The sequence below is a fragment of the Bradyrhizobium sp. UFLA05-109 genome (assembly GCF_054185165.1).
This window is the reverse complement of sequence record NZ_JBBIAR010000031.1, coordinates 67,435-90,742: the sequence shown is the minus strand read 5'-3', so window position 1 is coordinate 90,742 and position 23,308 is coordinate 67,435. Positions and strand designations below refer to the sequence as shown.

Annotated in this window: 19 protein-coding genes; 11 read left to right on the top strand and 8 right to left on the bottom strand. The window is 64.8% G+C overall.

All coding sequences use genetic code 11. The annotated features are described in order from the left end of the window. Positions 1 to 14: 14 nt before the first annotated feature. Positions 15 to 1,154: a thiolase C-terminal domain-containing protein gene (locus Q3C01_RS23065; RefSeq protein WP_458147596.1), complete on the bottom strand. Its 1,140-nt coding sequence runs from the start codon at positions 1,152 to 1,154 to the stop codon at positions 15 to 17. A gap of 3 nt (positions 1,155 to 1,157) precedes the next feature. Further along, positions 1,158 to 1,571: a Zn-ribbon domain-containing OB-fold protein gene (locus Q3C01_RS23060; protein ID WP_458147595.1), complete on the bottom strand. Its 414-nt coding sequence runs from the start codon at positions 1,569 to 1,571 to the stop codon at positions 1,158 to 1,160. 201 nt (positions 1,572 to 1,772) lie between these two features. Here Q3C01_RS23060 and Q3C01_RS23055 point away from each other — a divergent pair, with 201 nt between their 5' ends. The 4 genes from Q3C01_RS23055 (at position 1,773) to alkB (ending at position 5,361) form a co-directional block, all read left to right on the top strand. After that, positions 1,773 to 3,125, top strand: a complete 1,353-nt coding sequence (locus Q3C01_RS23055) for an amidase (protein WP_458147594.1) — start codon at positions 1,773 to 1,775, stop codon at positions 3,123 to 3,125. Further along, complete coding sequence (locus Q3C01_RS23050; RefSeq protein WP_458147593.1) at positions 3,118 to 3,804, top strand: DUF2848 domain-containing protein; 687 nt, start codon at positions 3,118 to 3,120, stop codon at positions 3,802 to 3,804. The genes Q3C01_RS23055 and Q3C01_RS23050 overlap by 8 nt, the downstream gene beginning before the upstream one ends. 147 nt (positions 3,805 to 3,951) lie before the next feature. Continuing rightward, positions 3,952 to 4,698, top strand: a complete 747-nt coding sequence (locus tag Q3C01_RS23045) for a 2OG-Fe(II) oxygenase (RefSeq protein ID WP_458147611.1) — start codon at positions 3,952 to 3,954, stop codon at positions 4,696 to 4,698. A 9-nt stretch (positions 4,699 to 4,707) separates the two neighbouring features. Then, the gene (gene alkB / locus Q3C01_RS23040; protein WP_458147592.1) at positions 4,708 to 5,361 is read left to right on the top strand and encodes a DNA oxidative demethylase AlkB; all 654 of its coding nucleotides are present in this window, start codon (positions 4,708 to 4,710) and stop codon (positions 5,359 to 5,361) included. Positions 5,362 to 5,450: 89 nt separating this feature from the next. Here the strand turns inward: alkB and Q3C01_RS23035 are convergent, their stop codons facing one another. The 6 genes from Q3C01_RS23035 to hpaH all read right to left on the bottom strand — a co-directional run bounded on the left by Q3C01_RS23035 (position 5,451) and on the right by hpaH (position 11,820). After that, on the bottom strand, positions 5,451 to 7,076 hold the full coding sequence (locus Q3C01_RS23035; protein ID WP_458147591.1) for a thiamine pyrophosphate-dependent enzyme: 1,626 nt from the start codon (positions 7,074 to 7,076) through the stop codon (positions 5,451 to 5,453). A gap of 21 nt (positions 7,077 to 7,097) precedes the next feature. Beyond that, positions 7,098 to 7,967: a fumarylacetoacetate hydrolase family protein gene (locus tag Q3C01_RS23030; protein WP_458147590.1), complete on the bottom strand. Its 870-nt coding sequence runs from the start codon at positions 7,965 to 7,967 to the stop codon at positions 7,098 to 7,100. Positions 7,968 to 7,970: 3 nt separating this feature from the next. Next, positions 7,971 to 8,954, bottom strand: a complete 984-nt coding sequence (gene hpaD, locus Q3C01_RS23025) for a 3,4-dihydroxyphenylacetate 2,3-dioxygenase (RefSeq protein ID WP_458147589.1) — start codon at positions 8,952 to 8,954, stop codon at positions 7,971 to 7,973. A gap of 99 nt (positions 8,955 to 9,053) precedes the next feature. Next, on the bottom strand, positions 9,054 to 10,592 hold the full coding sequence (gene hpaE, locus Q3C01_RS23020; protein WP_458147588.1) for a 5-carboxymethyl-2-hydroxymuconate semialdehyde dehydrogenase: 1,539 nt from the start codon (positions 10,590 to 10,592) through the stop codon (positions 9,054 to 9,056). Beyond that, positions 10,585 to 10,983 carry a 5-carboxymethyl-2-hydroxymuconate Delta-isomerase gene (locus Q3C01_RS23015; protein ID WP_458147587.1) on the bottom strand — a complete coding sequence of 133 codons (399 nt, stop codon included), beginning with the start codon at positions 10,981 to 10,983 and terminating at the stop codon, positions 10,585 to 10,587. The genes hpaE and Q3C01_RS23015 overlap by 8 nt, the downstream gene beginning before the upstream one ends. A gap of 30 nt (positions 10,984 to 11,013) precedes the next feature. Further along, entirely contained in the window at positions 11,014 to 11,820 is an 807-nt protein-coding gene (hpaH, locus tag Q3C01_RS23010; RefSeq protein WP_458147610.1) for a 2-oxo-hept-4-ene-1,7-dioate hydratase, read from the bottom strand. Between the two features lie 117 nt (positions 11,821 to 11,937). Between hpaH and hpaR the strand changes: the two genes are divergently transcribed. The 7 genes from hpaR to Q3C01_RS22975 all read left to right on the top strand — a co-directional run bounded on the left by hpaR (position 11,938) and on the right by Q3C01_RS22975 (position 23,171). Beyond that, positions 11,938 to 12,456 (top strand): homoprotocatechuate degradation operon regulator HpaR, encoded by a 519-nt coding sequence (hpaR, locus tag Q3C01_RS23005; protein ID WP_458147586.1) that lies wholly within the window; start codon positions 11,938 to 11,940, stop codon positions 12,454 to 12,456. Positions 12,457 to 12,619: 163 nt separating this feature from the next. Next, the gene (locus tag Q3C01_RS23000) at positions 12,620 to 13,705 is read left to right on the top strand and encodes a malate/lactate/ureidoglycolate dehydrogenase (protein WP_458147585.1); all 1,086 of its coding nucleotides are present in this window, start codon (positions 12,620 to 12,622) and stop codon (positions 13,703 to 13,705) included. Between the two features lie 125 nt (positions 13,706 to 13,830). Beyond that, positions 13,831 to 14,607 carry an HpcH/HpaI aldolase family protein gene (locus Q3C01_RS22995; RefSeq protein ID WP_458147584.1) on the top strand — a complete coding sequence of 259 codons (777 nt, stop codon included), beginning with the start codon at positions 13,831 to 13,833 and terminating at the stop codon, positions 14,605 to 14,607. 157 nt (positions 14,608 to 14,764) lie between these two features. Next, positions 14,765 to 16,288: a UxaA family hydrolase gene (locus Q3C01_RS22990; RefSeq protein ID WP_458147583.1), complete on the top strand. Its 1,524-nt coding sequence runs from the start codon at positions 14,765 to 14,767 to the stop codon at positions 16,286 to 16,288. A gap of 191 nt (positions 16,289 to 16,479) precedes the next feature. Then, on the top strand, positions 16,480 to 19,749 hold the full coding sequence (locus tag Q3C01_RS22985) for a transglutaminase family protein (RefSeq protein WP_458147582.1): 3,270 nt from the start codon (positions 16,480 to 16,482) through the stop codon (positions 19,747 to 19,749). 27 nt (positions 19,750 to 19,776) lie between these two features. Continuing rightward, entirely contained in the window at positions 19,777 to 22,296 is a 2,520-nt protein-coding gene (locus Q3C01_RS22980) for a circularly permuted type 2 ATP-grasp protein (protein WP_458147581.1), read from the top strand. Then, on the top strand, positions 22,293 to 23,171 hold the full coding sequence (locus Q3C01_RS22975) for a transglutaminase family protein (protein ID WP_458147580.1): 879 nt from the start codon (positions 22,293 to 22,295) through the stop codon (positions 23,169 to 23,171). The genes Q3C01_RS22980 and Q3C01_RS22975 overlap by 4 nt, the downstream gene beginning before the upstream one ends. The last annotated feature ends 137 nt before the right edge of the window (positions 23,172 to 23,308 follow it).

The window sequence follows — 23,308 nt, the reverse complement described above, 5'->3', positions numbered from 1 at the left end:
CGCTGCGCAGCGCGTTATCTCTCGTTCGTGAACACGATCGTGCCGCTTGCCGCGAACATGCCGCCGACGCCGTGGCACACCGAGATCTTTGCGTTGGGCACCTGCGCCGGCGCGATGCCGCGCATCTGGCGCACGCTCTCCTGCAGCGCGTACATGCCGTACATCCCCGAATGCATGTAGGATAGGCCGCCGCCGTTGGTGTTCAGCGGCAGCTTGCCGCCCGGCCTCGTGTTGCCGTCGGCAATGAAACTGCCAGTTTCCTCATAGGGCATGAAGCCGAGATCGCCGAGGCCGAACAGCGGGAGATGCGCGAACGCGTCATAGATCATGAGATGATCGACGTCCTTGTGTGCGATGCCGGCCTCCTTGAAGGCGAGGGGGCCCGCGACCTTGAAGGCGCGCGAGGAGTTGAATGTCTCCATCTGGCTGACCATCGGCGTCTCCACGCTCTCGCCAGTGCCCATGATGTAGACCGGCCTCCTCGGAAAATCCTTGGCGCGATCGGCCGAGGTCAGGATCAGCGCGCCGCCGCCGTCGGTGACGAGGCAGCACTGCAGCAGCCGGAACGGATAGGCGATCATGCGCGAGTCGAGCACGTCGGCAACTGTGATCGGCTCCTTCATCATCGCGCGCGGGTTCTTCGCCGCCCATTCCCGCTGCACTACTGCCACCATCGCAAGCTGCTCATGCGTGATGCCGTAGGTCTTCATGAAGCGCAGCACGGGAATCGGGAACATGCTGGGCGGGCCGTAGACGCCGAAGGGAGCCTCGAACTGGCCGTTGAGGCTGTCCGGCGCGGTAAAGCGCGGCTGCTTGCCGATCATCGACTTGCCGCTCTCGGCATGGGTGATCAGCACCGTGCTGCACAGACCGGCCTCGATCGCTGCCGCGGCATGACGGACATGCAGCATGAACGAGCACCCGCCGACCGAGGTACCGTCGACCCAGGTCGGCTTGATGCCGAGATAATGGCAGACCTGCTGCGGCGTCTCGACGGCCGTGGCAAAACCGTCGATGTCGGACAACTTCAGCCCGGCGTCCGCGATGGCATTGAGCGCCGCATCCGCATGAAGCTGGAGCTGCGACATGGTGGGGATGACGCCGAGCTCGGTGGTTTCGGCCGCACCCACGACGGCGACCTGGTTCCTGCGCATGGCCTATCCCTTCGCCGGACGGAACACGGGGAGGGTGATCGCGTCATCGAGCTTCTGGAAGGCGACCTCGAGCTTCATGTCGAGCTCGAGCGCTTCCGGCGTCTGCGGACAGTCGATGATGTTGCTCATCATCCGCGGTCCCTCCGCAAGCTCGACCACCGCGATCGCGTAAGGTGGCGTGAAGCCCGGTGCAGCGGGGCGGTGATTGATCACGTAGCTGTAGAGAAAACCGTTGCCGCTGGCCTTGAAGATGCTCACCTTGCGGGAGGCGCAGGAGGGGCAGAACGGACGCGGCGGGAAATAGACATGCGCGCAGGCATCGCAGCGTTGCAGGCGCAACTCGCCCGCTTTCGTGCCGTCCCAGAAATGCTGCGTTTCCGGCGTCGGTTTCGGTCGCGCGCGCTGCGGTTCGGCCATTGCGGCAGATCCTCCCAAGCAAGTTCTCCCAAGACACAGGCTTGACGCCCGCTCGTTTCGAGCTTGATGCGACAATTGACTATTGGCCGTCAACGGTCCAGCGATGTGCGCGCATGGTAAGCATACCGTAGCGCGCACAATGCTTGTGTCGAACCGAACCAGCGCGATAGATTGCGCGTGCCAATATTCCGTGAGACAGACATGCCGAACTTTCCGACACTGGCGAAGCTTGCCGAAGACCTCGAGAGCGGCCGCACAACCTCCCGAAAGCTGGTTGAAGAATGCCTCGCCAGGATCGCCGATCCGGCCGGTGAGGGCCGACGCGCATATGTCGATGTCGACAGGCAGGCCGCGTTGACTGCGGCAGATGCGATGGATGGCTTGCGCGAGGTCAATGCCGCGCCATCGCGCTATGCCGGCATTCCGATCTCGATCAAGGATCTCTTCGACATCAAGGGCCAGGTGACGCGCGCCGGCTCCCGCGCGCTGGATGACTCGCCTATGGCGGAGCACGACGCGGCGGCCGTGGCGCGGCTGCGCCGCGCCGGCTTCGTGGTGATGGGCCGGACCAACATGACCGAGTTCGCCTATTCCGGCATCGGCATCAATCCGCATTTCGGCACGCCGAAGGGTGCCTGGAACCGGGCCGAGGGCCACGTGCCCGGCGGCTCGTCCTCGGGTGCGGCGGTGTCCGTGCTGGACGGAATGGCGCATGCTGCACTCGGCACCGATACCGGCGGCTCCTGCCGGATACCGGCGGCCTATAACGGCATCGTCGGGTACAAGCCGACGCAACGCCGCGTGCCGCTCGATGGCTCAGTGCCGCTGTCATTCTCGCTCGACAGCATCGGACCGCTGGCGCGAACGGTCAATTGCTGCGCCGTGCTCGACGCCGTGCTAGCGGACGAGCCGATCGATCCGCTCAGGCCGCCGCGCCCGGTGAAGGGCATGCGGCTTGCAGTGCCGACCACCGTTGCGCTCGACGACCTCGATACGGCCGTGGCGCAGACCTTCGAGCGGGCGCTGGAAGCGCTCGCCAGTCACGGTGCCACCATCGAGCGCATCGAGATGTCGGAGTTCCACGACATCGGCCCGATGAACGCCAAGGGCGGCTTTGCGGCGGCGGAAAGCTTCGCCTGGCACCGCTATCTCATCACGGCCAAGGGCGACGTCTATGATCCCCGCGTCGCGGTGCGGATCATGCGCGGCGAGGCGCAGAGCGCGGCCGACTACATCGATCTTCTCAATGAGCGTCGCTCGCTGATCGCGCGGGTCAATGCACGGATCGCGCCCTATGACGCGCTGGTGCTGCCGACCACCGCCAACACGCCGCCGAAGATCGCCGACCTCACCGACGACAAGGCGTTCACCGCGGCGAACCTGCGTGCTTTGCGCAACTGCACCTTGATCAACATGATTGATGGTTGCGCCATCTCGCTGCCTGCCCATCGCGAGGGCGAGGTTCCCGTCGGCCTGATGCTGGCGGGCGCGGGCGGATCGGACCATCGCATTTTCGAGCTTGCTGCCGGCATGGAGGCCGTGATCCGTGTTTGACCTGACCTTCACCGTCGATGCCCAGGACACGACAACGCCGCTGACGCTCGCGATCGACCGGGCCGTCATCGCCGGCTGGACCGGCCGCGATCCCGTCGCGCGCGACAAGCATATCGCGGAGCTCGAGGCTGTCGGCATCGCGCGGCCGGCATCGACGCCGATCTATTACCGCGTCTCGGCGCGGCGGCTGACGATGGAAGACAGTATCGAATGTTGCGGCGGCGAGTCCTCCGGCGAGGTCGAGTTCGTACTGATCGGCTGGCAGGGCCGCATTTTCGTGGGCTGCGGCTCTGATCATACCGACCGCAAGGTCGAGGCCTACAGCGTCACCGTCTCGAAGCAGATGTGCGACAAGGTCGTCGCGCCCGTGTTGTGGGAACTCGAGGACGTAATCGGCCATTGGGACAAGATGGTCCTGCGCTCCTACGCCTGGATCGACGGCGAGCGCGTGCTCTACCAGGAGGGCACGCTGGATGCGATGCTGCCGATCGACGAGCTGATCGCGCGCTGCTTCGACGACAAGAAGCTGCCCGACGGCTGCGCCATGTTCGGCGGCACCTTTGCGGCGAAGGGCGGCATCCGCCCCGCTGACCGCTTTGAGTTCGAGCTGGAGGACCCCGTGCTCAAGCGCACGATCCGGCACGGGTATGACGTGATCACGCTGCCGGTGCTGGGTTGATGCCTCTCCATCGTCATTGCGAGGAGCAATAGCGACGAAGCAATCCAGACTGCTTCCGCGACTCTGGATTGCGGGCTTCGCCCCGATGATGGTGAGCAATCGGAAATCGGGTGGCGACGTGAGCGCCAGGCTGCGAGAATGAGTGCTATGACAGCGACCGCACGAAAACCCACACAACCTTCTTCTCCCGCCCTTGCCGCTCGCGTCGATTCCCTCGACTGGCCCCAGATCACCGGCGAGCTCGACGCCCAGGGCAGCGCGGTCCTGAAAGGCCTGCTCACGTCCGGCGAATGCCGCGACATCGCCTCGCTCTATCCCAACGACGCACACTTCCGCAGCCGCATCGTGATGGGCCGCCATGGTTTCGGTCGCGGCGAGTACAAGTATTTCTCCTATCCGCTCCCCGACCTGATCGCGGAATTGCGCCCGGCGCTCTACGCACATTTACACGGCGTGGCCAATCGCTGGAACGAGGCGATGGGGATCGATATCCGCTATCCCGCGGCTCATTCGGCGTTCCTCAAGCGCTGTCACGAGGCGGGCCAGGGCAGGTCGACGCCGCTGCTGCTGCAATACGAGGCCGGTGACTACAACTGCCTGCATCAGGATCTCTATGGCGAGCACGTGTTCCCGATCCAGGTTGCGATCCTCCTATCCGAGCCGGGGCGGGATTTCACCGGCGGCGAGTTCGTGCTGACCGAGCAGCGTCCGCGCATGCAGTCGCGTGCCGAGGTCGTGCCGCTCTCCCAGGGCGATGCGGTAGCTTTCGCCGTGCATCATCGCCCGGTGCAGGGGACGCGCGGCACCTATCGCGTTAATCTGCGCCACGGAGTCAGCCGGATCCGATCCGGACAACGCCATACGCTGGGTGTGATATTTCATGATGCGAAGTGAGCGCAGTCGTTGACGGCGGATTTGTTCGACAGCCTCGCCGAGGCGCAGCCGTCGCGCGAAGACATCGCGGACGGAGCCGTGCTGCTGCGTAGATTTGCAGGGCCGATCGAGCACGAGCTGATCGCGGCCGTCAGCGCGATCACGGTGCAATCGTCATTTCGGCAGATGACGACGCCCGGCGGTTACCAGATGTCGGTGGCGATGACGAATTGCGGCGAGCGCGGCTGGATCACCGATCACACCGGCTATCGCTATGATCCGATCGATCCGCTGACCGGAAAGCCTTGGCCAGCGATGCCGCCGATATTCCAAGACCTGGCGCGGCGGGCGGCCGAGAACGGAGGTTTTCCCGGCTTCGCGCCCGATGCGTGCCTCGTCAATCGCTACGAGCCGGGCACACGACTGTCGCTGCATCAGGACAAGGACGAGCTGGATTTATCGGCACCGATCGTGTCGGTCTCGCTTGGCCTTCCCGCGATCTTCCTGTTCGGCGGCATGGCGCGCAGCGACAAGCCGCGCCGTTTTCGACTCGTGCATGGCGATGTTGTGGTATGGGGTGGGACGAGCCGGCTCGCCTACCACGGCGTCGCGCCGCTCGCCGACGGCGAGCATGCGCTGCTCGGTCGCCAACGGATCAACCTGACCTTCCGCAAGACGCGCTGACGCCGCTCGTCATTCCGGGGCGATGCGAAGCATCGAACGCGGAATCTCGAGGTTCCGGGTTCGGCTCTGCGAGCCGCCCCGGAACGATATCAGGGCTTCGGCGGATGAATGAACGCCCACGGGCTCACTTCGGAATCCCGCGGCACCTCGATCGACAGCAGATACGGCCCACCATTGTCGAGTGCCTTCTCCAATGCGGCCTTGAAATGATCCGGTGAGGTTACACGCGCGGCCGCGACGCCAAAGGACTCCGCGAGCTTGACGAAATCCGGATTGACGAGATCGGAGGCCACCACGCGGCCGTCAAATCGCTCGCGCTGATCGCGCCGCACGTTGCCATAGGCATTGTTGTTGAACACCAGCGTCACCACGCCGATGTTGAACTGCACGGCGGTGGCAAGCTCCTGCACGCCGAACATGAAGCCGCCGTCGCCGGTGATCGCGACGACCGGCTTGTCGGGATTGGCGACTTTGGCGCCGAGCGCAGTGGGGAAGCCGGAGCCGAGCGTGCCCTGATAGCCCGAGGTGATGAAGGTACGCGGCTCGTAGATCGGAAAGCCGTACCAGGAGGCGAAGCCGACCTGCGACAATTCGTCGGTGACGATCGCGTTCGCCGGCAGCACCTCGCGCAGGATGTTGAGATAGGCCATCTGCGGCTGGATGCGCTGGATCTCCGCTTGCGCCGAGGCGGTGGCTTCGCGGATCGCGGCGCGGCGGCCGCTGGTCTTGCTGTAGCCCGACTTGCGCACGGCCTCTGCAAGACCGGCGGTCGCGGCCTTGGCATCGGCAATGACCGCCGTGTCGGAGGAGAAACGACGCATCTCGATGGGATCGATGTCGATCCGGATGCTCTTCAATCCGTCCGGACGATAAGGCCAGCGCGACATGGTGGGCAATTCGAGCCGCGTGCCGATGCCGATCATGAGATCAGTGTTCGGCCACAGCTTGTAGGCGGCCGCCATGGTGAGCCCAAGGTCGTGCGCGTTGGAGACGATGCCGCGACCGCTTCGGAAGGCGACAACGGGGGCGTCGATCATCTCGGCAAGTTCGAGGATTTCTTCGCGCGCATCGATCGCGCCGCTGCCGACGAAGATCATCGGTGCCTTCGCGGCCTTGATCAGGCCAGCGGCTTGCTTCACTGCGTCGGGGTCGGGCTGTGGTGCCGGCAAAGGCGCGAGCACCTGCGCAGCCGCCGTGTCGGCGCGCTGCGTGAAGATGTCCCAGGGCATCTCGACCGAGGCGGGACCGCGACGTCCCGACAGCATCTCCTGGAATGCGCGTGCGACGACCGTCGGCGCGTTGGCCGGCGCTTCGATCCTGTCAGCCCATTTCACATAGCTGCGCAGGGTCGCGAGTTGATCCGGCATTTCGTGCAGATGCCCTCGGCCCTTGCCGAGGAATGCCGTTGGCACCTGGCCTGTGACGCACAGCACCGGCTCGTTGCAGCCAAAGGCGGTCAAAAGCGCAGCGCTCGCATTGAGCACGCCAGGGCCGGGCACCACGCTGAACACGCCCGGCCTGCCGCTGGCGCGCGCATAGCCGAACGCCATGTAACCGCAGGCCTGCTCGTGCCGCGCGCCGATCACCTTGAGCTGTGCCTGGTGGAAGGCGTCGAACAGTCCGTAGACCTGCGCGCCCGGCAGGCCGAACACGGTGTCGACCCCATGGGCGACAAGGCCGCTTACGATCGCTTCGCCGCCGGTGAGGGTGGTCATGGTTGTCTTCCAATCCAGATGTCAGGCTTCGTCGACGACGCCGTTGCGCAACAGGCCGATGCCTTCGGCTTCGACTTCGACGACATCACCAGGCTTGAGATAGCGCGGCGGATCAAAGCGCGCGCCGGCGCCGGTCGGCGTTCCCGTGACGATGATGTCGCCGGGAACGAGCGTCGCAAAGGTCGAGATGTAGTTGATGAGGTAGCGGAAGGGAAAGATCAGCCGGCCGGTCGAGTCGTCCTGCCGGAGCTCGCCGTTGACGCGTGTGGTCAACCGTACGTCCACGAGCTGCGACTCCTGCACATAGGGCACGAGCCACGGACCCAAGCTGCCGCTGGAATCGAAATTCTTGCCTTGCGTGACATTGAACTTGGCGTGCCGCAGCCAGTCGCGCACCGAGCCTTCGTTGCAGAGTGTGAGGCCCGCGATGTGGTCGAGCGCAGCGCTTTCCGGAATGTGCCGGCCGGCCTTGCCGATCACGAGCACGATCTCGCCTTCATAGTCGAGCTGCGCGGATGCGCGCGGGCGCACCAGCGGTGTCTCGTGGCCGACGAAGGAGCGGGGCGAACGCATGAACATGCTCGGATATTTTGGCGCCTCCTGGCCGTCCTTGTACTCGGCGTTGCGGTCGGGATAGTTGACACCGATGCAGATGATCTTTTCCGGCGCAGGCACGGGCGGCAGCCAGGTGATGTCGGCGATCGCATGATCCGGCCTACGGCCGGCAGCGTCTTCTGCAAAGCTCAGCAGCTTGCCGGCTGCGATCACCTCGCGCAGCGTCGGATAGTCCTTGGCGTGGCGCGCGGAGAGGTCGAAGAGGCCGCCGTCCACGACGGCACCATATTTGGTTGCACCCTTGACGGAATAGGTCGCAATACGAGGGAGCGTCATCACTCAGTCCGCCACCAGCACGTCGGCCACGAATTTCGGCTCGCGCACGGCCTGTCCCGTGAACGGCGAGCCCTGCTCGAACCATGAGCGTGGGGCTGGCGCGCCCCACAGCGTCTGCCGGCGGGGATCGCGCAGCGACCAGCGCAGCGGCTCATGATCGTGATCGCCTGTAAAGTAGTCGCTGGTGTAGAGCTCGAGGCGATGGCCGTCGGGATCGCGAACGTAAAGGAAGAACGCGTTCGAGATGCCGTGGCGTCCGGGACCGCGCTCGATGTTCTTCACGAAGCCCTGGGAGGCCATGACGTCGCAGAGATGGATGATGTTCATCGCGGTCGGCGTCCAGTAGGCGAAATGATGCAGGCGCGGGCCCTTGCCGTTGGTGATGGCAAAGTCGTGGACGTTGCCCTTGCGATGCATCCAGGCGGCGGCGATGCGGCCGTTCGGCCCGTCCTCCTCGGCATATTCGGTGAGACGGAAGCCGAGCCGCGCGTAGAAATCGACCGTGTCCTGCACTTCGGCCGCGAAGACGTTGAAATGGTCGAGCCGCTGCGGATGGCACCCCCGGTAAAGATCGTAGCGGCGCAAGAGATGCGGCCGCTTCTCCATCGATGCGTAGAGCTCGATCTGGAATCCGAAGGGATCGGTGAATTGCAGCGTGCGGCCCTGGAAGGGCTGGTCGACGAACGCGTGCTTGAGGCCGTTCTCAGTGAGGAACGCAGTCGCGTTGTCGAGATCCTTCTCGTTGCCGACCTTGAAGCCGAGGCGGTTGCACGCCGGCACGGCGGCCTTGCGCAGCACCAGCGAATGATGCTGATGCTCTTCCACGCCGCGCAGGTACACGACGTTGTCGTCGGAATCCTCGACATGCAATCCGACGGTGGTCTCGTAAAATTCGCGGCTGAGCTTCAGATCAGTCACGTCGAGCACGGCATGGCTCGAGCGGATGATGTTGAAGGGCGGCTCGAAGACGTGTTGCGGTGCGGGCATTGCGTTTCCCCTCAGATTGTCATTCCGGGGCGGCTCGAAGAACCCGGAATCTAGAGGTTCCGGGTTCGCGCTGCGCGCCGCACCGGAACGACGGTTGTTCTAGATCCCCAGTTTCTGAATCTTGTGCGTGCCCCGCGCGAGCGAGACGTGCTTGGTTTCCATGTAGAAATCGAACGAATAGTCGCCGCCGTCGCGGCCGATGCCTGAGGCCTTCATGCCGCCGAATGGCGTCGGCAAATGGCGGACGTTTTCCGAGTTCAACCAGATCATGCCGGCTTCGAGCGCGTCCGCGACGCGTAGCGCGCGTCCCATGTCGTTGGTCCAGACATAGCCGGTGAGGCCGTAACGGATGTCGTTGGCGATCTCGATCGCGTCGGTCTCGTCGCGGAAGGGGAGCACGGTGAGGAACGGCCCGAACACCTCTTCCTGCGCCACCCGCATCTTGGAATGCGCACCGGTGATCAGCGTCGGCTGAACGTAGTGTCCGCCGCCGGGGCCGTCATGCGCCTTGCCACCGGCGGCAATGACCGCGCCGTCCTCGCGGGCGATGTCGAAATAAGAACAGACCTTGGCGAGATGCCGCTCGTGGATCAGCGGCCCGATCTCGGTAGCAGGATCGAGGGGATGGCCGACCCTTAGTGCCTTCACGCGCGCCGTGAGCTTTTCGACGAATTTTTCGGCGATGCTCGCCTGGATCAAAAGCCGGCTGGAAGAAGTGCAGCGCTCGCCGTTGAGCGAGTAGATCATGAACACGACCGCATCGAGCGCGCGGTCGAGATCCGCATCGTCGAACACGATCACCGGATTTTTGCCGCCGAGTTCGAAATGCACGCGCTTCAGGGTCGGCGCGCCCTGTTTCATGATCGCCGAGCCCGTCGCGCTCTCGCCAACGAAGCCGATCGCCTTGATCGCGGGATGCTCGGTCAGCGTCTTGCCGGCCTCTTCGCCGAAGCCGTGCACGGTGTTGAGCACGCCATCGGGGATACCGGCCTGCTTGGCGAGCTTGGCGAGCAGATCGGCGGTGACCGGCGACCACTCGGCCGGCTTGTGCACGACCGTGCAGCCCGCCGCCAACGCAGGCGCAATCTTCCAGGTCGAGAGCATGAACGGCGTGTTCCACGGCGTGATCACGCCGACGGGGCCGATCGGCACGCGCGTCGAGACGTTCCAGTGCTCCTCGCTCGGCGTGTTCAGGCCGTCTCGCGTCTCGGCGCATTTGTCGGCGAAGAAGCGAAAATTCTCGGCGGCGCGGATCGCGGCCTTGGCCATGAAGCGATAGGCCTGGCCCGTATCGATGCATTCAAGCACGGCGATGTCGTCGGCATTGTCCTCGATCGCATCAGCCACCCGATGAAGCAGCTTGCGCCGCATCGCAGGTCCCATGTCGCGCCAGGACTTGAAGGCAGTCGCGGCGGCGGTCGCGGCACGGTCGATATCCTCGGCATTGCCGCGGGCGACGCTTGCGAGCGTGGTGCCATCGACCGGCGACTTTGTCTCGAAGGTCTCGCCAGAGATCGAGGCGACGGTCTTGCCGTCGATCATGTGGCCGATGCCGTCGGCATGCAATTTCTTCAGCAGCGGCGCGACGCGCTCGCGGTTGGCCTGGAAGACGTCGGCTTTCGGCGCGGGCTTATCCATGGGCGGCCTCTGCTTTCAGGGCATCGTGGATGTTGTTGCGTTTCCAGCTCGTTTCCTTGTCGTTGATCTGCATGTCGAACGACAGGGCGAATTTCGAGCTTGCGAAGACGGGATCGAGATGCCTGGAGAGCGCCTGGAAGACGTGCTCGCCGGCTGTCTTGCGAGTGGCGAGATCGCGACCTTCGCCAATGCGCAGCACCATGTCGAGAAAGGCAAGGTCCTTGCTTCCGTCGGCGATCGCGTAATGCTGGCACTTGATCGCGCGGACGCGGATGCCGCCGAGCGGGAAGATGCCGGTCTCCACCGCCGCCTTGCGCACGATCTCGCACAGCGCGCCCATGTCGACGCGGCCATCGAGATTGGCCGAATACTCGATGGTGAAATGCGGCATGGCGGTTTCACTCCCTGTGCTTCTCGTTCGTCAGGCGAAGTAGCAGCTCACCGAGCCGTAGGCGCCATAATCGGCTTGAATTGTGTCGCCCTTGCGGGCCTCGATCGGACGGATGAAAGAGCCGGCGAGCACGACCTGGCCGGGCTCGAGCGCAAGACCGAGCGGCGCGATCTTGTTGGCAAGCCAGGCAACGGCGGTCGCGGGATGATTGAGCACGCCGGCGGCAAGACCGGTCTCCTCGAGCTGGCCGTTCTTGAAGCAGAGCGCGCCGATCCAGCGCAGGTCGGCTTCCAAGGGGCGGATCGGTCGGCCGCCGAGCACGATGCCGGCATTGGCTGCATTGTCGGCGATGGTGTCGAAGATTTTCCGCGTTGCTTTGGTCTTGGGATCGACGCGTTCGATACGCGTGTCCAGAATCTCGAGCGCGGGCACCACGAAGTCGGTGGCATTGAGCACATCGAACATCGTGCAGTCTGGGCCCGAAAGCCGCTTGCTCATGATGAAGGCGAGTTCGGCTTCGACGCGCGTCGCGATGAAGCGGCCCGTCGGCACCAGCCCGCCATCGGCGAAGAACATGTCGTCGAGCAGCACGCCGGAATCCGGTTCGTCGATGTTGAGCGCGCTCTGCATCGCCTTCGAGGTCAGGCCGATCTTGTGGCCTTTGACGATGCGGCCCTCGGCGAGCTTGATGTCGACCCAGGCCTTCTGAATCGCGTAAGCATCAGCGATGGTGATCGCGGGATAGTCCTGCGAGAGCTGCCTGATTTGCGTGCGCGTCTTCTCCGCCTGGTGCAGACGCCTCGCGCAGTTCAGAATATCGTCGTTGGAAAGCGCCATCTCTGACATTACAAATCGTGGTGCCGAGAGATACTTAACATGTTAAATGAATTCGTCAAACCCTATTCTGGTTTGCTGCAGTGCAAACGTTTTTGGATTTGAGGGCGGAGCATCATCTTGAAGAAGAGACCGGCTGATCCTGCGAATGGAGGCGTGCCTGCCACCCGGCAGGTCCCAATGCGCGAGTTTTCGCGTTCGCTGCCGATGTCGCTGCTGAGGGCGCGCGAAGCGGTGATGCGGCAGTTCCGGCCATCGCTGCGCCAGCATGGTCTCACCGAGCAGCAATGGCGCATACTGCGAGCGCTCGCGGCCATCGACGCTGTCGAGGTCACGGAACTCGCGCGCACGGCGTTTCTGCTTGGGCCCAGCCTGTCGCGTATCCTGCGTGATCTCGAAGCTCGCCACCTGATCGAACGGAAGACAGCGAAAGCCGATCAGCGCCGCAGCATGGTGTCGATCTCCGAGAAGGGCGTGAAGCTCATGGCGGCCGTGGCGCCGACGTCGGAAGCGATCTATGCCGAGATCACGCGGCGCTTTGGCGCACGCAAGCTCTCGGAGCTTCAGGAGATGCTGGGCGAGCTCGAGCAGAGCCTTGCAGGACTTGGAAGTGCCGATGAGGCAATAGCCGAGGAGTGAAAAGCAGATATGCGCGCGGATGCGGCAAGAAGCATGGACACGGTCGGTTTTTTTCGCTCAAAGTGCCGCCCAAGCCGATCCGCCCAAAAATCGGCGCCGGGACCGGATGATGCCGCATCTGCGCTAGCTCATCCGGCAGGGAACAAGAGGCAAATAGACCCGTATGGTCACCATTCAGGTTGAGAAGCTGATCGACTTCGTCACGGAGGTTTTTTCGCACGCGGAGTCCTCGTCCGAGGAAGCCAGACGCATCGCGACGTATCTGACCACCGCCAATCTCACCGGCCATGACAGCCACGGCGTGATCCGCGTGCCCGTCTACATCCGCTGGAAGAAGACGGGGAACGTAATCCCGAACCAGAACGCGGAAGTGGTGCTTGATACGCCCTCGCTCGCGGTGGTCGACGGCAGGTTCGGCTACGGCCAGACGGTTGCGCCGCAGGCGGTGAAGATCGGCATCGAGAAGTGCAAGAAGGGGGGCCTCGCGGCGGTCGCTCTGCGCAATGCCGGTCATATCGGCCGCGTCGGCGACTGGGCCGAGATGGCCGCGGCCGAAGGGCTGGTCTCGGTCTATTTCGTCAACGCTGCCGGCTCGCTGCTGGTCGCGCCGTTCGGAGGCGTGCAGAAGCGACTGTCGACAGCTCCCTATTGCGTCGGCATTCCGCGCGAGGGGCAGGACCCGATCGTGCTGGACTTTGCGACATCGATCGTCGCCGAAGGCAAGGTGCTGGTCGCAAGCCGTGGCGGCAAGAAGTTGCCAAAGGGCGCGTTGGTGGATTCCGACGGCAGCTTAAGCGAAGACCCTGTCGTGCTCTATGGGCCGTATACGCCCGACGGACCGCGCGACCACACTCAGGGAACGGGCGCGATTCGCGCCTTTGGCGAGCACAAGGGCTCGGGCCTGGCCTTCATTTGCGAGCTGCTCGGCGGCGCGCTGACCGGAACCGGCGCTACCTCAGGCGGCCGCCGCTTCGCCAATGGCATGCTGGCGTTCTTCGTCGACCCCAAAGTGGTCGACACATCAGATGTTTTCGATGCCGAAGTGTCGCGCTATGTCGACTTCATCCGGGCCACCAAGCCGATGGCCGGTGTCGAGCAGGTCCTGGTCCCCGGCGATCCCGAAAGGAAGACCCGGGCCGAGCGCACCCGGAACGGCGTGCCCTTGCCGGACGACACCTGGGCGGCGATAGTGAATACTGCCCGCGATGTCGGTGTCAGCGAGAGCAGTATTCAGAGGGCGACGAGCTAGTTCAATTTCGTCATTGCGAGGAGCGCCAGCGACGAAGCAATCCAGAGTGTTGCCGCGGACGAATTCTGGATTGCTTCGCTTCGCTCGCAATGACGGCGAGTAGACCAACAGGGAAGGAAGGCAACGTGGCGAATAAAGTCAAAGAAATCTGGAAGTCGGGCAAGGCCGTCGTCAATGCGTGGCTTGCGATCCCCTCCGGCTTCTCGGCCGAGGTGATCGCGCAATGCGGCTTCGACAGCGTCACCGTCGACATGCAGCACGGCGTGCAGGACTATCTGTCGATGGTTCAGTGCTTCCAGGCGATGGACAAGCATCCCGTGACGCCGATGGTGCGCGTGCCCTGGAACGAACCCGGCATCATCGGCAAGGTGCTCGATGGCGGCGCCTACGGCATTATCTGCCCGATGGTCAACACGCCGCAGGAAGCCAGGAACCTCGTCTCCTATTCGAAGTATCCTCCGAAGGGCGTGCGCTCCAACGGGCCGATCCGCGCCGGCATGTACGGCACCGCGGGCACGTACCAGAAGACGGCGAACGACGAGACCGTGTTGCTGCCGATGATGGAGACCAGGACGGCGGTCGAGAACATGGAAGCTATCCTCGACGTCGAGGGTATCGACGGCGTCTATATCGGCCCGTCCGACCTCGGCTTCTCCTACGGGCTCGAGCCCAAGCTCGACCGCACCGAGCCTGAGATTCTTGCGATCTACGAGAAGATCATCAAGGAATGTGGCAAGCGCGGTCTCAACGCCGGCATCCATTGCAGTGGTGCGGAAGGCGCCGCGCGCGCCATCAATATGGGCTTCAAGCTGGTGACACTGGCGAACGAGGTCGGGTTGATGTCGATCTACGCCAAGATGCAGGTGAACCAGACCCGGAAGGATTCCGGCGGCAAGGCTTGATCTGGCGTGTCCCGGACGCGGTGCGGCACGCAGTGACGCGTCGCAGAGCCGGGACCCAGTTGCCGACGTCACGTGTGGGCCCCGGATCAGCAGCGCACCGCTTGCGCGCTGCGCAGCATCCGGGGCACGATACTTTTGAAGACCAAGGAGAACGATCATGACCCCAGCCCCCGTCATCCGCCTGCATCCTGATGATGGCGTGGTGATCGCGCGTGCCAGCCTGCCGCCCGGAACGGTGGTGGCTGACGGCGTGACGACGGTCGACCGCATCCCGTCGGGGCACAAGGTCGCGATCAAGCCGATTGCTGTCGGCGAGCCGGTCAGGCGTTATGGCCAGATCATCGGCTTTGCCACCGCGCCGATCGCACCCGGCCAGCACGTCCACACGCAGAATTGCGGCATGGGCGATTTTGCCAAGGACTATGCCTATTGCGCCGACGTCAAGCCGACGCCGAATTTCGATCTGCCTGCGACCTTCGAGGGTATCCGCCGCCCCGACGGCCGCGTCGCCACGCGCAACTATATAGGCATCCTGACCTCGGTGAATTGCAGCGCGCATGTCGCTGGTCTCGTCGCCGACGTCTTCAAGAAGAATCCCTTCACCGGCGAAAATCCGTTGGCCGAATTCCCCAACGTCGACGGCGTGGTCGCACTGACGCACAAGACCGGCTGCGGCATGACGCAGAATGAGCCTTTGGCGCTGCTCCGCCGCACGCTCGGCGGCTATGCGCGGCACGTCAATTTCTCGCACGTGATCGTGCTCGGTCTTGGCTGCGAGGTGAACCAGATCGGCGGCCTGATGGAGGAGCAGAAGCTCGCCGGGCGCCTGCGCGCGATGGACATCCAGGAGGTCGGCGGCACCCGCAAGACGGTCGAGGCCGGCGTTGCCTTCGTACGCGAGGCTCTTGCGGACGCCAACAAGGTGAAACGCGAAGCGGTACCGGCAAGCGAGCTGACCGTGGCGCTGCAATGTGGCGGCTCGGATGGCTATTCCGGTGTATCAGCCAATCCCGCGCTCGGCGCGGCCAGCGATCTCATCGTGCGTCACGGCGGCACCGTGATCCTGTCGGAGACGCCGGAGACCTACGGCGCAGAACATCTGCTCACGCGCCGTGCGGTCAGCCGCGAAGTCGGCGAAAAGCTCGTCGATCTCATGCGCTGGTGGGAAGAGTATACCGAGCGCGAAGGCGCCGAGATGAACGCCAATCCGAGCCCCGGCAACAAGGCCGGCGGCCTCACCACGATCCTCGAGAAGTCACTCGGCGCGATGGCCAAGGCCGGCACCACCAATCTCGTCGACGTGCTGCGCTATGCCGAGCCTGTGACGAAGAAGGGCTTTGTGTTCATGGACACGCCCGGCTACGACCCGGTTGCCGCGACCGGCCAGGTAGCAGGCGGCGCCAATCTCGTTTGCTTCACGACGGGGCGCGGCAGCGTGTTCGGCTGCAAGCCCGCGCCGTCGATCAAGCTTGCGACCAACACGCCGATGTACAAACGCATGGAAGAGGACATGGACGTCAATTGCGGCACCGTCCTCGAAGGCTCCGAGACGGTCGAAGAGTGCGGCCAGCGCATCTTCGATCTGATCCTGAAGACGGCCTCGGGACAGCCGACCAAGAGCGAGAGCTTTGATTTCGGTGGCGCCGAGTTTGCGCCCTGGGTGATTGGCGCCACGATGTAGCGTCACCGCGTAGCCCGGATGGAGCGAAGCGCAATCCGGGGTTCGTCATTCCTGGATCGATTGTCCCGGAGTACGCTTCGCTCCATCCGGGCTACGGCGGATACTTCCTAGGCACGCGCTGCCCGTTGTTAGTGCTTGATCGCGATGACATCAGGTGTTCTGCTCAAAAAAGCTGCTGGAGCACCGCATCCGTGTCGATCTACGTCGCATTGCATCACGTCACGCACTACAAATACGACCGTCCGATCGATCTAGGCCCGCAGACCATCCGCTTGCGGCCAGCGCCGCATACGCGGACACCGATCCTGAGCTATTCGCTCAAGGTTACGCCGCCCAATCATTTCGTGAACTGGCAGCAGGACCCGCAAGGCAACTGGCTGGCGCGCTACGTTTTTCCGGAGAAGACGACGGAGCTTAAGATCGAGGTGGATTTCACGGCTCAGATGACCGTGGTCAACCCGTTCGATTTCTTCGTCGAGCCCTATGCCGACAGCTTTCCCTTTCAGTACCCCAAGGATCTGAAGACCGAGCTTGCGCCATATCTCGAGACCATCACACCAGGTCCCCTGTTTGCCGAATATCTCGCCACGATCCCGCGTGAGGCCAGCAACACCGTCAACTTCTTGGTTGATCTCAATCGCGAGCTGCAAAAGCGGGTACGGTACATCATCCGCATGGAGCCGGGCGTGCAAATCCCGGAGGAGACCTTGTCCTCGGGTGCAGGCTCTTGCCGCGACTCCGCCTGGCTCCTGATCCAGACGCTGCGCCATCTCGGTCTCGCAGCGCGCTTCGTCTCCGGTTACCTGATTCAGATCCGTCCCGACATCGATCCGATCGAGGGACCGCCGGAGGTGGAGAACGATTTCACCGACCTGCATGCCTGGGCTGAGGTTTATCTGCCGGGCGCGGGCTGGATTGGTTTCGATGCGACCTCCGGCATGCTGGCAGGCGAGGGGCACATTCCGGTGGCCGCGACGCCGCATTACCGTTCGGCCGCGCCGATCTCCGGCAGCGCCGGCTTTGCCGAGGTCGAGTTCGCCTTCGAGATGAGCGTGAAGCGCATCCGCGAAGCGCCTCGCATTACAAAGCCTTTTTCTGATGAAGCCTGGGCCCGGCTCAATGAGCTCGGCGAGCAGGTCGACGGCGATCTCGCTGCCCAGGATGTGCGGCTCACCATGGGTGGCGAGCCGACTTTCGTGTCCGTCGACGATCTCGAAGCGCCGGAGTGGAACACCGAGGCCGTTGGCCCGACCAAGCGTGCGCTCGCGGACGATCTGATCCGCCGCTTGCGCACGCGGTTCGCGCCGGGTGGTCTGCTGCACTACGGCCAGGGCAAATGGTATCCGGGCGAAAGCCTGCCGCGCTGGGCCTTTGGACTCTACTGGCGCAAGGACGGCGTCCCGATCTGGAAGAATGCCGACCTGATCGCGAAGGTCGAGACCCCCCGCCGCGCCGAGGTTGGGGATGCCGAGGCCTTCATGGCGGGTACGGCGGCGCGGCTCGGGCTCGACCCCGGTTACATCATGCCGGCGTATGAAGATCCCGCCTATTGGCTGCAGAAGGAAGCCGACCTTCCCGTCAATGTCGATCCCTCCGACTCCAAGCTGTCTGATCCGGAGGCGCGGGCGCGGATGGCGCGGGTGTTCGACCAGGGGCTCGGCACGCCGCGCGGGTTCGTGCTGCCGGTGCAGCGTTGGAATGCGCCGCCGCGCTGGCGCAGCGAACGCTGGGGTCTGCGGCGGAGCCATCTGTTCCTGACCCCGGGAGACTCTCCCTTGGGCTTGCGGCTGCCGATGGGCTCGCTCGGCTACGTCCCGCCCAACCAATATCCGTACATCATCGAGCAGGACCCGATGGAGGTGCGCAAGCAGCTGCCGGTGTTCAGCCGCATGCCGCGGCCGCCATCGCCGCCGCGGGTTGCGCCTGAATATCTCAATACGGCGATCCCGGTGCGCACCGCGATGGCGGTCGAAATCCGAGACGGCGTGCTCTGCGCCTTCATGCCGCCGGTCGAGCGGATCGAGGATTATCTCGAACTGATCGCCGCGCTCGAAGCCACCGCCGAGGAGATTCAGCTTCCGGTTCATGTCGAGGGCTATCCGCCGCCATTCGATCCGCGCCTTGACGTCATCAAGGTGACGCCCGATCCTGGCGTGATCGAGATCAACATCCAGCCGGCGAAGAACTGGCGCGAGGCGGTCGAGATCACCTCGGGTCTTTATGAGGACGCCGCGAAGGTGCGGCTCGGTGCCAACCGCTTCCTGGTCGATGGTCGCCACACCGGCACCGGCGGCGGCAACCACGTCGTGGTCGGCGGCTCGAGCCCGCAGGACTCGCCGTTCCTGCGCCGGCCCGATTTGTTGAAGAGCCTGGTGCTGTACTGGCAGCGCCATCCGTCGCTGTCCTATTTCTTCTCCGGCCTGTTCATCGGCCCGACCAGCCAGGCGCCGCGTATCGACGAGGCGCGCCATGACAGCATCTACGAGCTCGAGATCGCGCTCTCGCACGTGCCCCCGCCGGGCTATCAAACGCCGCTGTGGCTGGTGGACCGGCTGTTCCGGCATCTGCTCGTCGACATCACCGGTAACACCCATCGCGCCGAGATTTGCATCGATAAGCTCTATTCGCCGGAAGGCCCGACGGGGCGGCTCGGCCTGGTCGAATTCCGCGCGCTCGAAATGCCGCCCGATCCGCGCATGTCGCTGGCCCAGCAGCTCCTGGTCCGCGCGCTGATCGCAAAGCTCTGGCGCGAACCGCAAGCCGGCAAGTTCGTGCGTTGGGGCACGGCTCTGCATGATCGCTTCATGTTGCCTCACTTCATCTGGGAGGATTTCGTTGACGTGCTTTCTGAGTTGAAGCAATCGGGCTATCCCTTTGAGCCGGAATGGTATCTGGCTCAGCTCGAATTCCGTTTCCCCGCCTTTGGCCGGGTCCATCATGGCGGCGTGACGCTGGAATTGCGCCAGGCGCTGGAGCCCTGGCATGTGCTCGGCGAGGAGGGTTCGGCCGGCGGCACCGTGCGCTATGTTGATAGTTCGGTTGAGCGGCTTCAGGTGAAGGCGGAAGGCTTCATCGAGGGCCGCCATGTCGTGACCTGCAACGGCCGCCGCCTGCCGATGACCCCGACGGGACGCTCGGCAGAAGCGGTGGCCGGCGTCCGCTTCAAGGCCTGGCAGCCGGCCTCCGGCCTGCACCCAACCATCCCGGTCCACGCGCCCCTGACATTCGATCTCATCGATACCTGGAACGGCCGCTCGCTGGGCGGTTGCGTCTATCACGTCGCCCATCCCGGAGGGCGCAACTACGACACCAAGCCGGTCAACACCTACGAGGCCGAGGCGCGGCGGCTGGCCCGCTTCCAGGACCACGGCCATACGCCGGGCCCCAGCCAGCCGCCGCCGGAGGAACGCACAATTGAGTTTCCGCTGACCCTCGACTTGCGCACGCCGCTCCTGCATTGAGTATGGTGATGGGGCAGGGAGTGGTGCATGGGCGAGGGCGCGACCGACGGAGAAGGCCAGGCCGGCAGGCGCCTCAGCCAGCGCCGCGTCGCGCAATGGGTCCGCGACTATAGCCGGCTGCCTGGCATCCCCGACGAATTCCTCGGTCCCGATGGCGCCCCGCGCGCCGTCTGGAGCCGTTTCTTCGACGCCTTTGGCGCGCTGGCACCCGACGAGATCGAGCGGCGCATCGCTATGGCTGACCGGCATTTGCGCGAGGCCGGCGTCACCTATCGCGCACCGGGCGACAGCGCCGACCGGCCCTGGTCGCTCAGCCATCTGCCGCTTCTGATCGACGAGGCCGACTGGCAGCAGCTCTCGGCCGGCATCAAGCAACGTGCCCAGCTTCTCGAACTTGTGCTGCGCGACATCTATGGCGAGGGCCGGCTGGTCGCCGAAGGCGCGCTCCCTGCCGCTGCGATCGCCGGCAGCGCCGAATATCTGCGGCCTGTCTGCGGCGTGGCGCCGCCCGGCGGGCGGTACCTGTCGATCTATGCCGCCGATGTCGGCCGGGGCCCCGACGGGCGCTGGTGGGTGCTCGGCGACCGCACCCAGGCGCCGTCGGGGGCTGGCTACGCGCTGGAAAACCGCCTGGTGCTGTCGCGGGCCTTTGCCGATCTCTACAAGTCGATGAACGTGCCGCGCGTCGCGCCGTTCTTCGAGGCCTTTCGGGATAGCCTTCGCGCCAGCGCCGATCGCGACGAGCCGCGCATCGGCGTGCTGACACCCGGCAGCTTCAGCGAGACCTACTTCGAGCACGCGACGCTTGCGCGCTATCTCGGCTTCCTGCTGGTCGAGGGCGACGATCTCGCAGTCAGCGACAACCGCATCCACATCCGCACCGTCGCAGGCCTCAAGCGACTCGACGTGCTCCTGCGCCGGGTCGATTCCAATTCGCTCGATCCGCTCGAGCTCGACGCCTCCTCGCGGTTAGGTGTGCCCGGGCTGATCGACGTGCTGCGCAAGGATGGCGTCGTCGTCGCCAACATGCCCGGCTCCGGCGTGCTGGAGGCGAGGGCGCTGCTCGGCTTCCTGCCGGCGTTGAGCCGTCGCCTGCTCGGCGAGGACTTGAAGATGCCGCACATCGCGACCTGGTGGTGCGGCCAGCGCTCGGCGCGTGAGGAGGTCTTGTCGCGGCTTGACGAGGTCGCGATCGAGGGCGCCTATCGCCGTGGTGTTCCCGGCTTCCACGGCACGGGGCCGGTGCTTGCGAGCGAGCTCGATGCAGCAGAGCGGCAGCGGCTGATCGATGCGATCGGCGGGCGCGGGATGGATTATGTCGGCCAGGAGGTGGTGCGGCTGTCGACCATGCCGGTGTGGGAGCAGGGCCAGCTCACCCCGCGCCCCTTCGTGCTGCGCGTGTTCGCGGCGGCCACGCCCGACGGCTGGACCATCATGCCCGGTGGCTTCTGTCGGATCGCCGAACAGGCCGACGCGCGCGCCGTGTCGATGGGCGATGGCGCGCGCGCCGCCGACGTCTGGGTCGTCTCGGAGAAGCAGGTCTCCACCGCGACGCTGCTGCCCGCGACCGACAAGGTGCGGATCCGCCGCATCGCCGGCGTGCTGCCGAGCCGTGCCGCCGACAATCTGTTCTGGCTCGGCCGCTATCTCGAACGCGCCGAGGCCACGCTGCGGCTGGTGCGCGCGCTCGGCTCGCCGATGCGCGGACCCAACAACAAGGGCGCATCGACCGCGATGCAGTCGGCCGAGCGCATCCAGCGCATCCTCGTCGCCTGGGGCGCGATCTCCCAAGCCTCGCGCACGGTCCCCGGACGGATCGCGGCCGAAGCACTGCAAAGCCCCGACCGTTTCGGCTCGGCGCTGTCGCTGGTGCGCGCGGCGCAACGCACGGCAACCGGTCTGCGTGAGCGGTTGTCCCCCGACGCCTGGCAGGTCATCACCGAGATGACCGATCGGCTCGCCTATGAGGTCGAGGACGACGACAGCGTGCTCAGCGCCGCCGAGCTCACCTTGCAGGAACTCGCGAGCTTTGCCGGCCTTGCGCAGGAGAACATGAATCGCGCTGCCGGCTGGCGCTTCCTCGACATGGGCCGCCGCGCCGAGCGCGCCATCAACACCACTCGCTTTGCGCGGCAGTTCGCCTATGACGAGGCGGGCGACGAGGACCTCGACGTGCTCCTCACGCTGGTCGATTGCCAGATCACCTATCGCTCTCGCTATTTGCTGGCGCCACTGCTCGCGCCGGTACGCGATCTCGCGGTGCTCGACACCTACAATCCGCGCTCGGTGGCCTTCCAGGTCGCAAGCCTGAACGAGCACATCGCAGCGCTGCCGAGCCTGAAGGAGTACGGCCTGATCGAGAAGCCGCAACGACTTGCAGTCGCCGTGCAGGCGATGCTCGCCACGGCCGAGGCCGAGAAGCTCGAGGTCAAGACGCTGTTCTCGCTCGAGCAGGACCTGCTCAACCTCGCGGAGGCGATCGGGCTGCATTACTTCCCGCACGGTCCCAACGCCAGCCGGCCGGAAAAGCTGACGGGGCTGGCGTGATCTACGACATCCGTCACGTCACGACCTATTCTTATGAGAGTCCGGTCAGCTTCGCCCGCTGCACGCTGCGGCTCGAGCCGAAAACCGGCGACGGGCAACAACTCATCTCGCACCACGTCGAGATCCGGCCGCGGCCTGCGGACCGCCATGCCAGGCGCGATTTCTTCGGCACGCTGACGGAGAGCGTCGTGATCGAGGCGCCGCATCGAAACCTGCGCATCGATTCTCGCTCCCGCGTGTCGGTGTCGCGAACGCCGCCGCCGCGCGATGCCTTCAGTCCGCCCTGGGAAGGCATCCGCGATCTCGCCTTCGAGGCGACGAGCCTCGGGCCGTCGTCACCGGTCGGCTACGTCTTCGCGAGCCCGCTGGTGCCCGTGCTGCGTCCCGTCAGCGCCTATGCTGCGATGAGCTTTGCGTCCGGCGCCGGCATCCTCGCCGGCGCTGTCGATCTGATGCATCGCATCCGCAGCGAATTTCGCTACGATCCGAAGGCGACGGTGATCTCGACGCCACTCAACGAGGTGTTCGACAAGCGCCATGGCGTCTGTCAGGACTTTGCCCATGTGATGATCGCAGGACTTCGCGGGCTCGGGCTGCCTGCGGCCTATGTCAGCGGCTATTTGCGCACCATCCCGCCGCCCGGTCAGCCGCGCCTGCAAGGCGCCGATGCCACGCACGCCTGGGTGTCGCTGTGGTGCGGGCCTGAGCTCGGCTGGGTCGATTTCGATCCGACCAACGATCTCCTGGTCGCCAACGATCACATCGTGCTCGCTGTCGGCCGCGACTTCTCCGACGTCTCGCCGGTCGACGGCATCATCGTCGGCTCGCCGAAGCAGAAGCTCGGCGTCGCGGTGGACGTGCTGCTGGTGGAGTAGTTGTCAAATCGCATTCCTTTCATTCCCCGCGAAAGCGGGGAATCCAGTACGCCGCGGCTTCTCCGTATTCGTCGCTGCCTCTGGGATACTGGATCGCCCGCCTTCGCGGGCGATGACGACTGAGCGCGTGGTGGGCA

Bases quoted from the DNA above. Each gene is read 5' to 3' on its own strand.
- Q3C01_RS23035 (WP_458147591.1), bottom strand. From the start codon at position 7,076: ATGACCACCCTCACCGGCGGCGAAGCGATCGTAAGCGGCCTTGTCGCC.
- Q3C01_RS23045 (WP_458147611.1), top strand. From the start codon at position 3,952: ATGACAGCGACCGCACGAAAACCCACACAACCTTCTTCTCCCGCCCTT.
- Q3C01_RS23000 (WP_458147585.1), top strand. From the start codon at position 12,620: ATGGTCACCATTCAGGTTGAGAAGCTGATCGACTTCGTCACGGAGGTT.
- hpaH (WP_458147610.1), bottom strand. From the start codon at position 11,820: ATGGCGCTTTCCAACGACGATATTCTGAACTGCGCGAGGCGTCTGCAC.
- Q3C01_RS23030 (WP_458147590.1), bottom strand. From the start codon at position 7,967: ATGACGCTCCCTCGTATTGCGACCTATTCCGTCAAGGGTGCAACCAAA.
- hpaD (WP_458147589.1), bottom strand. From the start codon at position 8,954: ATGCCCGCACCGCAACACGTCTTCGAGCCGCCCTTCAACATCATCCGC.
- Q3C01_RS23055 (WP_458147594.1), top strand. From the start codon at position 1,773: ATGCCGAACTTTCCGACACTGGCGAAGCTTGCCGAAGACCTCGAGAGC.
- Q3C01_RS22980 (WP_458147581.1), top strand. From the start codon at position 19,777: ATGGGCGAGGGCGCGACCGACGGAGAAGGCCAGGCCGGCAGGCGCCTC.
- hpaE (WP_458147588.1), bottom strand. From the start codon at position 10,592: ATGGATAAGCCCGCGCCGAAAGCCGACGTCTTCCAGGCCAACCGCGAG.
- Q3C01_RS22990 (WP_458147583.1), top strand. From the start codon at position 14,765: ATGACCCCAGCCCCCGTCATCCGCCTGCATCCTGATGATGGCGTGGTG.
- Q3C01_RS23015 (WP_458147587.1), bottom strand. From the start codon at position 10,983: ATGCCGCATTTCACCATCGAGTATTCGGCCAATCTCGATGGCCGCGTC.
- Q3C01_RS23060 (WP_458147595.1), bottom strand. From the start codon at position 1,571: ATGGCCGAACCGCAGCGCGCGCGACCGAAACCGACGCCGGAAACGCAG.
- Q3C01_RS23065 (WP_458147596.1), bottom strand. From the start codon at position 1,154: ATGCGCAGGAACCAGGTCGCCGTCGTGGGTGCGGCCGAAACCACCGAG.